Genomic DNA, 13925 nt, shown 5'->3' with positions numbered 1-13925 from the left:
CCCCCTGGGGCGGGTTGAGCGCGCCGCTAGGCAGCTTCGCTGCCGACGCTTCGAGGGAGCAGCTCCTCTCCTGCTCCCGCTGCCCGCGCTCCCTGCCCCGGGGAGGCCCTCCAGTCCCGCCATACCACCCGGAAAGGAGACCGATGTCCTACATCGGTGTAAACCTCGGAACGGACCAGCTCGTGCTGACTCGCGGCCGAGACTTCAAGTGGTCGTTCCAGAATCTCGACGGCAGCACACCACCGCAGCCGGTCGACTTCCCGGCCGGCGATCTGTTCTTCGAGCTCCAGACTCGGGGCGAGACCAACGCGCTGCAAGAGGTCACGGTCACCCAGGCAACGGGCGGGACGTACATCCTCGGCTTCAAGGACCAGTGGTCGCCCGCCATCGACTTCAACGACGTCACAGACAACCCGCACAACCTCTCGGGCGACATCACCGATGCGCTGGAAGGCATCCCGACGATCGGCGCGGGCAACGTGGAGGTTCACCCGTCGTCGCTGATCCCGGTCTGGGAGGTCGAGCTCACGCTCAACGCGGGACACGTCCTGTCCGAGCAGCTCGTCAACACGCTGAACACCACGCTGACATCGCTGTACAACACGTTCGCCGGGTTGCTCGGCGTCACCGTCGACTTCACCATCCAGGACAACCTGAACCTGACCGTCAAGGTCACCTCGAACCGCTCGTTTGACGAGGTCGGTCTGATCACCTTCGTGGTCGACGTGACCTCCACGACGATCTCCAACGCGCTCGACGCGGTAGCCGACTTCCTCGGGGTGTTCGACGTGCTGAACGTGAACTTCTACTGGGTCCACAAGTACACCGTCGAGTTCACCGGAGAGCTGGGCCTGCAGCCGCAGCCCACCATCACGGTGGACGACTCGCTGCTGACCGGCATCGACACCCCGTCCGTTTCGGTCGAGGTCCTCGACCCCGGCCGGGCTCCAGTCACGAAGTGGTCCTTCGACATCTCCGAGACGCTGGCGCACCTGAAGGTTGAGAGCGAAGCCGCCGACCAGATCTCCGCGAACACCAAGTTTCAGCTTGTGTTCCTACCCGAAGGCGAAGCGTCGGGCGGCGATCCGATCGCCGAGGGCTTCGTCAAGATCCAGATGCCCGATGCGTATGTCAAGGAGGCGTCGTAATGCTGCTGCTACGCGGATATCCCACCGACGACCCTTCGGTGACGACCCTGATCGGTTCTGTCCCCGGGCATGAGGGACCCAAGGGCGACCCGGGAGACGAAGGCCCTGCCGGCCCGCCCGGTCCTCCGAACTCCCTCAGCATCGGCACGGTCACCGAAGGGGACGACGCCGAAGCGTCGATCACCGGAGAAGCCCCTGAGCAGGAGCTGAACCTCGTACTCCCCAAGGGAGACAAAGGCGATCCAGGCGATAAAGGTGATCCCGGCGACACCGGGCCGGCCAACACCCTCACCGTGGGAACGGTCACCGGGGGTGACACTGCCCAGGCCACAATCACCGGTACCGCGCCGTCTCAGACGCTTAATCTCGTTCTGCCGAAAGGCGACAAAGGCGACGGCCTTCAGATCAACCAGACTGTCGCTAACTACGCCGCGCTGCCCGGCGACAAGGGGCCGGATGACTCCGGCTGGTCGGTCTGGGTGCAAGACGAGGGTGCGCTGTACATCTGGTCGGGCACCGCATGGCCTGCCGAGGGCGACGGCGCTCATCTGCAAGGCGAGCAAGGTCTTCAGGGTGAGCAGGGTGACCCCGGGGCTTCCGCGTACGAGATCGCGGTCGCAGACGGCTTCGAGGGCACCGAGGAAGAGTGGCTGGACAGCCTAGTCGGCGCTCAAGGCGAGAAGGGCGACCCCGGGGAGTCAGGAGTCTCCTCCTGGGACGACATCTCCGATAAGCCAACCAACCTCGTCACCGGCTACTCAAACGGAACCCCGGTTGCCTGGAAGCTCGACGCGCTAAGCGAGGACGAGTTCCAAGCGATCGAAACACCCGACCCCACCACGATCTACTTCCGTTTGGAGGCGTAACCCATGGCGATCTCAGTCTCCCAGGCCATCGTTCCGCTTCAGGCGGTTACTGCGGGGGACTCGCCAGTCACCAAGATCAGCGTGGGGGATCAAGTTGTCTGGGAGGCCCCGGTTCCCAACGACCAGGTCCCGTACACGGTCCCCTTCAATGTTGTGGGACCGCCGTCTGCTCCCCCGCCGCCGTCGTTGAGATTGGTCTCTGCTTCGGCAGATTCGCTATCGGTAACAGCAGCCGGCACCCCCACCGAGGAGGGCTTCGGCGACGTAGCCGGGTATTTCTTCTACATCAACGGTGTGAAGGACAACGCTACCGCCGACGCAGACGGGGTGTACACCTACACCGACCTGGACGACGGCGTCGAATACACGCTTACGTTCTCCTTCGTCAACGGAAGTGGCGTCGAGTCAGCGAAATACGCGACTCTGATGGCCTCCACCGTTGTGTTGAGCAGGCTCCTGCCGCAGGAGACTCAGGATGCTATCGACGGATTCGTTACGCCGAAGCTGAAGCCCACCACCTTGGTAGACGGCTGCCTGGTCGGCATCAGGACCCCCGACCACGACTTCTACCGGGCGTACGGCGGTGACCGCACTGCTGGTCTCACGCTGTCGCTCGACCAGCGGATGCGGTACGGCAGCGTCACGAAGATGTACACGGCCCTTCTGGTGCTGGCTCAGATCGACGCTGGTCGCCTGTCGCTCGATGACAAGCTGGATCAGTTCGTAGACGGGGTCGCCAACGGCGACAAGGTCACCATCAAGCACCTGCTGCAGATGCAGTCGGGCATCAAGGATTACCTGCAACAGGACCCTGCGGTCCAGCAGATCTACTTCCTCCCGTCGAGCACCACAGCGGACTTCGACCCGATGCCCTACATCCGAAGCTACCAACCGCTTTACGAGCCTGGGACGCAGTCCTCGTACTCGAACAGCAACTACATCCTGCTCGGGAAGATCCTCGAATGGGTTGACGCGGAGTACGGGACGGGCCGCGACATCCAGACCATAGTCAAGGAAGACCTGCTAGACCCCCAGGATCTGAACGAAACCGAGTGGCCTGCCGGGATCAACATGACGGCCCCGTATTCCCGGGGCTGGGCGTCCAACCTTGCTCTGCCGACGATCCAGGCGATCCTCGGGCCGTTCGCGTTCCTCGCGGGAGCGCTCGGCTACCCGACCGGGGCCGAGGTCGAATGGACTGCGGTCAACCCGTCATACGGCGGTGCGGCCGGTGCCATCGACGGAACCATCGCAGACCTCGTCAAATTCGGTGAGGTGCTGGGCAGTGCTCCGATGTTGAGCTCAGAGCTCAAGCAGTACCGGGACGAGAACTTCGTCACCTACCTCACGTACACCCCGGCCCACGACTATGAGGGTCCGGGATGGATGGGCTTCGGACTGGGTGTAATCCAGTGGGGCTCTTGGCTGGGGTGGATCGGGAACCTGGCGGGATACCACTCGGTGGTGTTCGTCAACCCGGACGACGGGTCGGTTATCGCCGTGATTATGAACCACATGGACGGCGACCCGCTTTCTGTGTTCTACCAGATCGCCTTCCTGATGTTCCCGGAGACGACGGTCATCAAAGACCAGACGATTCGGGTGGACACCGTCCCGTCAACGACGTCGGTCAACGAGCCGGAGTTGTTCGTCTACCACGATCCGGGCGACGAAGACGGGAATACCGCTGTCCCGCTTAAGGTCCCGTTCTACGTCTAAAGGAAGTTATGTCGAACGAAAAATACGCCAAGTACGCCGAGGCGTGCATGAAGGGCGAAGGCGACCTGATCACCGCAGACGTCCGGTTCTCGATCGTTGATGCAGACGCCTACACGGTGGACATCGAAGCGGACGAGTTCCTCAGCGATATCCCTAGCGAGGCGATCCTTAGCACCTCGGACCTTCTCACCGGGAAGTCTGTAACCGGAAGGACTTTCGCCGCAGACTCGATCACCTTCTCGGACTCCCCTGGTGATCCCGGTAGTCCGGTAGTAGCCGAGCTGCTCGTCGGACACACAGACACCGGGGACGACGCTACTTCGCGTCTCGTCATCAAGATCGACACCGCAGAGTCGCTGCTGCCAATCACGTTGAACGGCAGCAACGTCATCGCCAAATTCCCCGATGGGGAAATCTTCGACCTCTAAGGGAACCCATGACAGACATTCGCACAGACTTCGAGAACAACGTCGGCATGCAGGTGGATGCTGACTACCTGAACGGACTCGGGGCGGCGGTTAACGCCAACACCCACGCCCGCGCCACAGCCGACACCTTCGCCAACCGCCCGACTCCGAGTGCAAGCAACACCGGGGTCGTCTACATCTGCACCGACACCAACAAGATATACAAGAGCGACGGCAGCGCCTGGAAGTTGGTCCGGCTCGGGAGCTTCGCTGCTGCAACCCTGGCCGAACCTCCGTCGACGGGGCTCACCACCACCGCTCTCGGAACGGCGACATTCACATCCGACAAAGGTGACCGTCTGCTGACCGCCCCTGCGGTGTCTGGAGACAACTGGCGCGTCGAGTACAAGGCCCTTTCGCCGACCATCAACTACACCGTCACCGCCTATCTCGATATGGCGTTCAAAGCGGCGAACTACGGCGGCTGCGGAATCATATTGATGGACGGGACTGGGAAGTTCATCGAGTTCGGGATGGACTACAACAGTGGCGTGGTTATTGCGGTGAAGAAGTGGAACAGCGCGACCAGCTTCAGCGCGAACTACACAACCACGTCCATCTCAGACCCTGCACTGTTGCCCAAATGGTTTCGGATTCGTGACGACGGAACCAACCGGATCTGCGAGTACAGCTACAACGGACTCGACTGGACGCAGCTGCACAGCATCGCTAGGACCGATTTTATTACCCCGACTCAGGTCGGATGGGGTGCAAACAACAACAACACCGGGGCTACCGCGCTGCACAGGCTGCGGGCGTGGTCGGTAGCGTAGCTACTTCTTAGCAAGGCCCCAGACTGCCACCGGGTAATTGGGCTCGTTCTTCAACGATCGCCACGGCCAGCGCCATGCCCACCGGTTGAGGTTCGCTCGAACACAGCGCCGGTTTCCCCACGACCCGGTCTGGATCTTGTCGATGTCGAAGCCGGCCTCAGCGAGAAAGTGTTTGAGGCCGGTTTCGGTCCAGCGGTTGCAGTCGCTGTACCAGCCACCGTGGATTTTCACCAGGAACGGAGTGGTGATGAGGAAATGCCCACCGGGTCTAAGCATCTCGCGCACATTCCTCGCGGCACGGTAGGGCCACAGCAGGTGCTCCCACACCTGCTCGGCTAGGATCAGATCGAACTGCTCATCCAGGGTGTCTGCACACACGTCGAACTCTGGGTAATACACCGAACTGTACGACCCGAACCGGGTAGTGCGACCCCACGTATTCCCGGAAATCTCCAAGGCGTCGAGCCGTGCGGGGTACAACCCGTCGATGAGCTGGCGAGTTTCACGGTCCATGACGACCCTCAACCAGTGGTGTCGGGTGCGCCAGGCTGCAACAGCCCACTGAGCATCGACCAACTTCGTTTGTGTTGACTCGGGCAGCGCGTCGAACCAGCCCATCTTCAGCAGTAATCCTGCTCTGAGACTAGATGTTTGATCCCGTCGAGGGCGTCATCAGCAGTCGGTGCCGCACATGACAGGTCGGGAAGCTCGACGCAGGTTCCGACCCATTGTCGCTTCCGGCTGTCGTAGCGGGCGGTGAAGTTAAACCGGTGCTGCATCTGACCAGCATAACTGAATAGCCCTTCGGGGCGTAGGTCTGTAGCTCAATTGGCAGAGCAGTGGTCTCCAAAGCCGCATGTTCCAGGTTCGAGTCCTGGCAGATCTGCTACGCGGGCGGTCCCCCTGTCGAGGGGGAGCCCCCGCCCTTTACTTGACAACTAACGAGGAGCGGGATGACCGAGCACGTCTTGCAGTACGACCACAACGTCACGCCCCAGGAGAAGTACTGGGACTGTGGCCCCGCCAGCACCCAGGTGGTGCTGAGTGGTCGTAGCATCGTCGTCTCCGAGGACGAGCTGATCCCCCAAGAGGGCACCACCGAGAACGGAACCAACGACGTCGATCTCATCGTCCCGGTGCTGAACAAGTACATGCCCGAGGCCGGCTACCAGTCGGTCCACATGCCCGACGACCCGCCGACCCAGGCCGAGAAGAACGCGCTGTGGAACAACATCGTGGAGTCGATCAACTCCGGGCACGGCGTGGTGGCCAACATCGTTGCGCCTCCCTCGAACTACCCACGCGGTGTCAAGAACTCGGTCTCGCCGTCTTACGCAGGCGGGACGGTGTTCCACTACATCGCCCTGATGGGCTACGACGACGACCCGGCGCTGCGCGCCGTCTGGGTTGCTGACCCGGGGTTCTCCCCGTTCGGCTACTGGGTCTCGCTCGACCAGCTCGCCACGCTGATCCCGCCGAAGGGCTACGCATACTCGACGGCCCCCGTCGTGGACACCCCAACGCCTCCACCGGCTGAGGACCCGGCACCCCCGGTAGTAACTCCTCCAGCTCCACCGCAAGCGCCCGTTCCTGGGGCTGTAAGCGTCCTGGCGGCTGCTACAGGCTTGACACAGGACAGAGCCACCGAACTGCTTCCCGCTGTCTCAGCGGGCCTCTCAGCGGCCGAATGCACCAACGTCAACCGGATCGCTATGTTCCTGGCCCAGTGCGGCGAGGAGAGCGCCGGGTTCTCGACCACCGAGGAGTTCGCTTCCGGTGCCGAGTACGAGGGCCGAGCAGACCTGGGCAACACCGTCCCCGGTGACGGTGTCCGCTTCAAGGGACGCACCTGGATTCAGATCACCGGACGGCACAACTACGGGCTGTTCTCACAGTGGGCATTCAGCAAGGGTCTCGTCCCGACCTCGTCGTACTTCGTGGACAACCCCACCGAGCTGTCCGACGAGAAGTGGGCAGGCGTAGGGGCTGCGTGGTACTGGACGGTCGCCCGACCGCAGATCAACTCGCTCTGCGACAACGGCGACATCCTCGGCGTGACCCGAGCGATCAACGGCGGCACCAACGGACTTGACGAGCGCACCCGTCGCTGGAATCTGGCGCTCGCCCAAGGCGATGCGCTGCTCCGACTACTGAACCAAGAGGAAGAGGGACCCTTTATGGCACTGACTGCCGACGAACAGGCAGAGCTGCTGGACCTGGTCCGACAGATCTCGGGCTTCCGCCGCGAGTCCCGCAGCCCGCTGCGCTGGCCGCACCAGGGCGAGGTGGACACCTGCGCCGGGTTCGCTTGGAACGCAGACGCCTTCGGACATGTGATGCAGACCGAGAAGCTCGCCGTCGAGTACGGCGACACCCAGGCCATCACCAACCTGTACGCGGTCACCCAGACCGACGAGCCCGGGCGGGACTCGGATAAGGCTCTGGCGCAGAAGATCCTGGAGAAGTGCGACCCGATCGCGCTGAACCGGGCCAACACCCAGATCCTGGCGTGGCTCAACGCCGAGAAGGCGAACGCCTGATGGTCAAGTGGATCTTCAACCAGATCTGGCCTCTGCTGGAGCCCAAGCTGGAGAAGCTCATCAGAGACGCGGTTGACGAAGCGGTGAAAAGCATCTCGGTTGAGGTCGAGACTCTCCCGGCCAAGATCGTCTCCAACCTGACAGCACAAGTCCCGACTATCGGAAACATCCTGAAGGGACTGTTCTGATGCACTTCCCCCTCATGCCGGATGAAACCGGCCCGGACATCACCCGATGGCAGCAGTGGTTTCAGCGTGCCTACTCGTTCTACGCTCCCCCGGTTACCGGCGTCTTCGACGCCGCGTCGGAGGCAGCGACGAAGGAGATGCAGCGCCGCCTCGGCCTGAACCAGACTGGGCACTTCAACATCCAGACCGCTAAGGCGTCGGGGTACATCGAGACCCCGCTGTTCTTCTCGGTCGAGGGCCACATGTCGAATATGTTCGCCGGCCCGGTGGCAGACACCGCGACGCAGCTTGAGGCTGAGGGGCTGTGCCACCACCTGCCGACCGGTTACAACAACGGGGCCATCCCGTTCGACAACCAGTCCGGTGTTGACGAGCTGGCTCGTCGTCTCTCGCAGACGGTGCAGGACAACGGTGTTCGGTTACCCGCAGGGACTCCGTTCATCTTGGGCGGGTTCAGCCAGGGCATGATCGTGTTGTACGACTTCATGGAGCAGCACTTCAGCCCCGGTGGGGATCTGGAGTGGCGCAAGGACGACTGTCTCGGCTACCTGTTCTACGGGAACCCGTGTCGCGCCAAGAACTCCGGCCCGATCAAAGACGGCTCTCACGGCCTCGACCCGTACAAGCGGTTCGGCCTGGACGGCTGCTACCCGCAGCCGGAGGTCGTCTACGAGGTCTGGCGTAAGGGGGACATCTTCGCGCAGAACACCGACGACATGAAGGGTCAGTTGAAGGCCTCGATCTACGAGGCCGTGGCGCGAGGGGACTTCTTCTCGAATCCCTACGGCCTGGTGTCGGAGCTGCTCGATCAGATGGGAGCACTTGTTACCCAGAACTACTTTGAGCTCCTGACGTTCGGAATCGGAGTGGTGCAGGCGATCGTCAGCGGGGTTGTGTTTCTCGCTGACAACCCGAACCCGCACTATTCGCCGTACGACATCGAGCCTGGAAAGGCATGGGTCAGGAACCTCCTGACGTAGACAACTTGACAACTAACGGAGGTGAGGGTGTTGGTGGAACTGGCACCCTCTCCCCCGCATGTCGTCGGCCCTTCGTGGGCCAGAACAGTCGACGGCGGGTGGCATCTACCCGAAAAGACCCTCGGCTGGGGAGTTCTCGACTGGTGGGCCGAGTACGTCAAGACCCCGGGCGGTGACCACGCCGGGGAACCGTTCATGCCCACGATGGAGCAGGCCCGGTTCACGCTGTGGTGGTACGCCGTCGATGAACAAGGCCGCTACGTCTACCGCGAAGGCTGCCTGCGCAGGCTGAAGGGGTGGGGTAAAGACCCGTTCGCCGCAGCCCTGGCGCTGGTGGAACTCTGTGGCCCGGTCGCGTTCTCACACCTAGATGAGAATGGTGAGCCGGTCGGCAAGACCCGCCACGCAGCGTGGGTTCAGATCGCCGCCGTGTCGCAGGACCAGACGAAGAACACCTTCCGGCTGTTCCCGATTATGGTCTCGGAGAAGCTCAAGGCCACCTACGGCCTGGAGATGCACAAGTTCCTGATGTACACCGCTGCTGGCGGTCAGATGGAAGCTGTCACAGCGTCTCCCGCGTCGATGGAGGGTAACCGACCCACCTTCGTGATCGAGAACGAGATCCAGTGGTGGGGCGCAGGCCCCAGCGGTGAGGTCAACGACGGCCACGCGATGAACGACGTCATCGAGGGGAACGTCGCCAAGATCCCGGGTGCCCGAAAGCTGGCCATCTGCAACGCGCACATCCCCGGCTACGACACCGTGGCCGAGCGGGTCTACGACTCCTGGAACGACATCCAGGCGGGTAACGCCGTCGATGTCGGTCTGCTGTACGACGCGCTGGAAGCGCCGGCCGACACCCCGGTCTCCGAGATCCCCTCGGAGAAGGAAGATCCAGAAGGCTACGCAGAGGGCATCGAGAAGCTCATGGACGGCCTGAAGGTCGCTCGGGGTGACTCGTACTGGCTTCCGCTGGAAGAGATCCTCCTGAGTGTCCTGGACACCAAGAACCAGATCACCGAGTCGAGGCGCAAGTTCCTCAACCAGGTGAACGCCCACGAGGATGCTTGGATCTCGCCGAACGAGTGGAACCGCCTGGCGCTGACGGACCCGATATTCGGTCTGAAGCCCGGTGAGCGGATCACGCTCGGGTTCGACGGATCGAAGTCGAACGACTGGACCGCGTTGGTCGCCTGCCGTGTCAGCGACGGGATGTTGTTCGTCATCAAGGTCTGGGACCCGACCAAGGGTCCGAACGGAGAGGTCCCCCGCGAGGACGTGGACGCCACTGTCCGTTCGTGTTTCGAGCGGTACGAGGTCGTCGGCTTCCGGGCCGACGTCAAGGAGTTCGAGGCATACGTAGACCGCTGGGGCGAGGACTTCCGCAGAACCCTGAAGGTGAACGCAACACCCGGTAACCCGGTCGCATTCGACATGCGAGGGCAGACAAAGCGATTCGCATTTGACTGCGAAAGGTTCCTGGACGCGGTCATCGAGCGCGAGCTGTTCCACGACAACGACCCGGTGTTGAAGCAACACGTACTTAACGCACGACGTCACCCTACGACTTTCGACGCAATCTCGATACGCAAAGCAAGCAAGGACAGCAGCAAGAAGATCGACGCAGCCGTATGCGCCGTCCTTGCGTATGGATCTCGCCAAGATTTCCTTATGAGTCGCAAAAACCGAGCCACAGGAGCAGTGATAATACGATGAGCAGCTGCTCAGCGCCGCACTGTGATGCCCCTGTGCACTCCCGCTCTTTGTGTAAGCCGCATTACCTCAGAGCCTATAGGCGGGGTGAACTGGAGGGAGCACCTTACGCGCCAAAGGTTCGCTGTTGGACCGTAGTTGATGTCCTTGCTGAGTGCCAAAGGGTGGGAGACTGCTACATCTGGCCAGGTACGCCGTCGTCAAGTTACCCAGAGCTACGCCACAACGGCTCAGTCGTAAAGGTCCACCGATTCGTGTACCAACAACATACAGGCGAGGATCTCGCCGGATGCCAGGTACACCACACATGCGCGAATAGCCGCTGTGTCAATCCCAACCACCTTCAACGTGCCTCGAAAGCCGACAACGTCCTGGAGATGCTGTCCCGCAGGGACTACGAGGCCCGAATAGCTGCCCTGGAGGCAAGAGTGAAAGAGCTTGAAGCTGCCTTGACAGCTAACGGAGTGCTGACATGACCACGCCTAACGGGCAGCCTCAGGGTCAGCCGATTGACCCTACGTCGCTGCAGCCGGTTCAGCCTGAATCTGCTCGGGAAGCGATGATCAGCCAGTACCAGGCGAAGGTCCAGAACAACCAAGCGTTGATGGACTACTACCTGTCGAACGCCCGACCGAACGCGGTCGGTATCGCCGTTCCGCAGGAGATGCGGAAGCTGCTGGCGTACGTGGGATACCCACGGCTGTACGTCGATTCGATCACCGAGCGGTTGAAGCTGGAGGGTTTCCGGCTCGGAGGCCAAGACGAGGCCGACACCGACCTGCAGGCGTGGTGGGACTACAACAACCTCGACGTCCAGTCGATCCTGGGATTCTCCGAGTCGCTGGTGATGGGCTCGTCGTACATCACGATCGCAGCTCCCAACCCGCAGATTGACCTGAACTGGGACCCGACGATCCCGAAGATCCAAGTCGAGTCGGCCAACACGCTGTACGCGATTGTCGACCCGAACACCCGGCAGGTCGCTCAGGCGGTGCGAGTGGTGATGGGTGCTGCAGGCACCCCGCAGGACGGGCAGATCCAGTACGTCACGCTGTACACCCCGATGCAGACCATCGCATGGCCGTACATCAGCGGCCAGGCGCAGGCCCCGATCACGATCCCGCACAACCTGGGAGTGGTACCGGTGGTGCCGGTCCCGAACCTGACTCTGCTCTCGGATGTCTACGGCACGTCGGAGATCACCCCGGAGCTGCAGTCGGTAACCGACGCGGCTGCTCGGATTCTGATGGACATGCAAGGCGCTGCCGAGCTGATGGCGGTGCCGCAGCGGTTGCTGTTCGGTGTCAAGCCGCAGGACATCGGCGTGGACCCGGCTACCGGCCAGTCGCAGTACGACGCCTACATGGCAAGGATTCTCGCGTTCGCCGACCCAGAGGGTAAGGCGTTCCAGTTCGCAGCCGCAGAGCTGCGGAACTTCGGTGACGCGCTGGATCAGCTCGACCGCAAGGCTGCTGCCTACACCGGCCTGCCCCCGCAGTACCTGTCGTTCTCCAGCGAGAACCCGGCGTCTGCAGAGGCTATCGAGTCTTCCGAGGCTCGGCTGGTGATGAAGTGCGAGCGGAAGGCTCGCGTGTTCGGCGGGGCCTGGGAACAGGCTATGCGTATCGCCAAGGCCGTTATGGGCGGCGGTATGCAGTCCCTGACACCGGACGACTACCAGATGGAAGCGATCTGGCGTGACCCAGCTACCCCGACGTACGCCTCGAAAGCGGCTGCTGCCGCTCAGCTTTACGGTGGCGGCTTGGGTGTGATCCCCAAGGAGCAGGCTCGGGTCGATATGGGTTACTCGGTCCAACAGCGTCTGCAGATGCAGGACTGGGACAAGCAGGAATCCGCCGCTCTGCAGCTTGCAGGGTTGTACGCGCCTGGGCAGCCTATAAAGCAGCCTGGCACCGGCTCGTCTGAGTCATCCTCAGACAAGCCAACGTCCGCAGCGAAGCCGACTCAGACCAAGACGGCTAGCCCGCAGACATGAACCCCGACGAGTATGCGGCCCAACAGGCTCTCATCTCGGCGTCGATTGTTCGGTACACCCTGACGTTCGGTCAGCTATTCGCACATCCGAAGCTGACCGTCCAGGAGTGGTTGGCGCTGTTGTCGTTTCTCTTCCCGCAGGTGGAGTTTCATCGTCAGCAGTCGGCCACTCTCGCTCGGCAGTTCTACGACTCCCAGCGGGAGCAGCACCACCCTGACCTACCCAGGAACGATCGCATCCTGGAAGGCTACTCGATGGACTCGTTTATCCGAGACATGGAGCCGGCCCGAAAGCGGATGTCCCAGGCGGAATCCCCACAGGATGCGGTTGGTCAGGTAGCGGCGCAAGCCGTCCGGGCGGTGGAAAACGCCGGCCGACAACAGATCATCCACGCGGTAGAGGACGACACCGATCTTGCAGAGCTGCAGGAGCAGGAGGTCGCCAAGCGCGAGAAGCAAGGGAAGAAGCCGGAAGACACAGCTCCCGAGGAGCGAGTCGTCCGTGGTTGGGCTCGGGTAGCCACCGGCAGGGAGACCTGCGCGTGGTGCCTGATGCTGATCAGCCGAGGCCCCGTATATCTCGGCGCTGACAGCGCTGGTCTTGACCTTGCCGATGCAGAGGTCAAAGCGAAATGGGACGAAGCAGGCGCAGACCTGCAAGCGTTCTTCGACTCTATCGACGGGCACATGGAGCAGTGGCATCCCAACTGCGACTGCAAGGTCGTCCCTGTGTTCAAAGTCGAGAGCTGGCCTGGAAAGGCCGAATCAGAAGCAGCTTTGGAGCTTTGGAAAAAGGCAACGCTGCAAGCGAACGAGGAACTCATCGAAGATCCCGATCGCACCCACACAGCCGGGAAGAAAAAGGGCAAGAAGTTCACCGCGAATGAGCGGGCTCTCAACGCACTTCGCAGGGCGTTGGACGACGGCCAGATAAATCCCGCTGACTACGCAGCCGCTGCTCCTACAGCAGAAGCGGCGTAGCCCAACACAAAAGACTCCCTGGAGGGGTCCGTACCAACAACTGCTCTGGAAGGGCAACATGTCTGACAACGAAAGCACGACCCCTGCTGCCGAGGCCCCGGAGGCCGGAGAACAGCAGACCTTCAGCTTGGACTACGTCAAGTCGCTCCGCGACGAGGCAGCCAAGCACCGCACCGCCAAACAGGCGATTGTGGACGAACTGAAGGCGCAGCACGAACAAGCGGTCGCCAGCCTGAAGGCAGAGGCAGACGTGAAAGTCGCTGAGGCTCAGGCTGTTATCGGTGCCAAAGAGATCGAAGTGGCGAAGCTGAAAGCCGCCCTCGAACTCGGTGTGCCGAAGGACAAGATCGAGACGTTCGTAGACAGCATCAAAGGTTCGACGGTAGACGAGGTCCAGGCCTCGGCGAAAGCGTTGTCGGACTTGGCCGGTGGATTCGCTGCACCCGCAGCTCACATGCCGGCGTTCGACCCTACCCAGGGTCAAGGGTCGCAAGCCCTCCCCCTCAACGGTGACCCGCTCCTGCGGGCGCTCAAGCAAAAGTTAGGATAAACTAA

The 13925-nt window shown here is 62.0% G+C and carries 14 protein-coding genes and 1 tRNA gene; 14 read left to right on the top strand and 1 reads right to left on the bottom strand.

The window, feature by feature from the left end:
* The first annotated feature begins 143 nt into the window (after positions 1 to 143).
* From AC5Y5B_RS07230 to AC5Y5B_RS07210, 5 genes are read left to right on the top strand one after another with little or no spacing between them, the layout of a single operon-like run.
* Positions 144 to 1148: an LtfC-like domain-containing protein gene (locus AC5Y5B_RS07230; RefSeq protein WP_500004659.1), complete on the top strand. Its 1005-nt coding sequence runs from the start codon at positions 144 to 146 to the stop codon at positions 1146 to 1148.
* Complete coding sequence (locus AC5Y5B_RS07225) at positions 1148 to 2014, top strand: collagen-like domain-containing protein (RefSeq protein ID WP_500004656.1); 867 nt, start codon at positions 1148 to 1150, stop codon at positions 2012 to 2014. The genes AC5Y5B_RS07230 and AC5Y5B_RS07225 overlap by 1 nt, the downstream gene beginning before the upstream one ends.
* A gap of 3 nt (positions 2015 to 2017) precedes the next feature.
* Positions 2018 to 3733, top strand: a complete 1716-nt coding sequence (locus AC5Y5B_RS07220; protein WP_500004654.1) for a serine hydrolase domain-containing protein — start codon at positions 2018 to 2020, stop codon at positions 3731 to 3733.
* An 8-nt stretch (positions 3734 to 3741) separates the two neighbouring features.
* Positions 3742 to 4161, top strand: coding sequence for a hypothetical protein (locus AC5Y5B_RS07215; RefSeq protein WP_500004652.1), 420 nt, complete (start codon positions 3742 to 3744; stop codon positions 4159 to 4161).
* Positions 4162 to 4169: 8 nt separating this feature from the next.
* The gene (locus AC5Y5B_RS07210) at positions 4170 to 4973 is read left to right on the top strand and encodes a hypothetical protein (RefSeq protein WP_500004650.1); all 804 of its coding nucleotides are present in this window, start codon (positions 4170 to 4172) and stop codon (positions 4971 to 4973) included.
* On the opposite strand, the gene AC5Y5B_RS07205 is transcribed toward AC5Y5B_RS07210, so the two are convergent.
* Positions 4974 to 5591 (bottom strand): class I SAM-dependent methyltransferase, encoded by a 618-nt coding sequence (locus tag AC5Y5B_RS07205; RefSeq protein WP_500004648.1) that lies wholly within the window; start codon positions 5589 to 5591, stop codon positions 4974 to 4976. It lies immediately after the preceding gene.
* 195 nt (positions 5592 to 5786) lie between these two features.
* On the opposite strand from AC5Y5B_RS07205, the gene AC5Y5B_RS07200 reads away from it, so the two are divergent.
* From AC5Y5B_RS07200 to AC5Y5B_RS07160, 9 genes are all read left to right on the top strand, one after another.
* Positions 5787 to 5859: transfer RNA gene (locus tag AC5Y5B_RS07200), tRNA-Trp, on the top strand.
* 67 nt (positions 5860 to 5926) lie between these two features.
* Positions 5927 to 7513 (top strand): C39 family peptidase, encoded by a 1587-nt coding sequence (locus AC5Y5B_RS07195; protein ID WP_500004645.1) that lies wholly within the window; start codon positions 5927 to 5929, stop codon positions 7511 to 7513.
* A complete protein-coding gene (locus tag AC5Y5B_RS07190) occupies positions 7513 to 7701 on the top strand; it encodes a hypothetical protein (RefSeq protein WP_202349113.1) in 189 nt (62 codons plus the stop codon). The genes AC5Y5B_RS07195 and AC5Y5B_RS07190 overlap by 1 nt, the downstream gene beginning before the upstream one ends.
* Positions 7702 to 7715: 14 nt before the next feature.
* Entirely contained in the window at positions 7716 to 8681 is a 966-nt protein-coding gene (locus AC5Y5B_RS07185; protein ID WP_500004641.1) for a peptidoglycan-binding domain-containing protein, read from the top strand.
* A gap of 27 nt (positions 8682 to 8708) precedes the next feature.
* Positions 8709 to 10397: a terminase large subunit domain-containing protein gene (locus AC5Y5B_RS07180; protein ID WP_500004639.1), complete on the top strand. Its 1689-nt coding sequence runs from the start codon at positions 8709 to 8711 to the stop codon at positions 10395 to 10397.
* Entirely contained in the window at positions 10313 to 10870 is a 558-nt protein-coding gene (locus AC5Y5B_RS07175) for an HNH endonuclease (protein ID WP_500004637.1), read from the top strand. Before AC5Y5B_RS07180 ends, AC5Y5B_RS07175 begins: the two co-directional genes overlap by 85 nt.
* Positions 10867 to 12390 (top strand): phage portal protein, encoded by a 1524-nt coding sequence (locus AC5Y5B_RS07170; RefSeq protein ID WP_500004635.1) that lies wholly within the window; start codon positions 10867 to 10869, stop codon positions 12388 to 12390. Before AC5Y5B_RS07175 ends, AC5Y5B_RS07170 begins: the two co-directional genes overlap by 4 nt.
* The gene (locus AC5Y5B_RS07165) at positions 12387 to 13370 is read left to right on the top strand and encodes a VG15 protein (protein ID WP_500004633.1); all 984 of its coding nucleotides are present in this window, start codon (positions 12387 to 12389) and stop codon (positions 13368 to 13370) included. The genes AC5Y5B_RS07170 and AC5Y5B_RS07165 overlap by 4 nt, the downstream gene beginning before the upstream one ends.
* A gap of 58 nt (positions 13371 to 13428) precedes the next feature.
* Entirely contained in the window at positions 13429 to 13920 is a 492-nt protein-coding gene (locus AC5Y5B_RS07160; protein ID WP_202349066.1) for a head assembly protein, read from the top strand.
* Positions 13921 to 13925 lie beyond the last annotated feature (5 nt).

The organism is Mycobacterium sp. NGS33, assembly GCF_059812885.1.
Note: the sequence above shows the minus strand (reverse complement) of the source record. Positions and strands in the feature narration are given on the sequence as shown.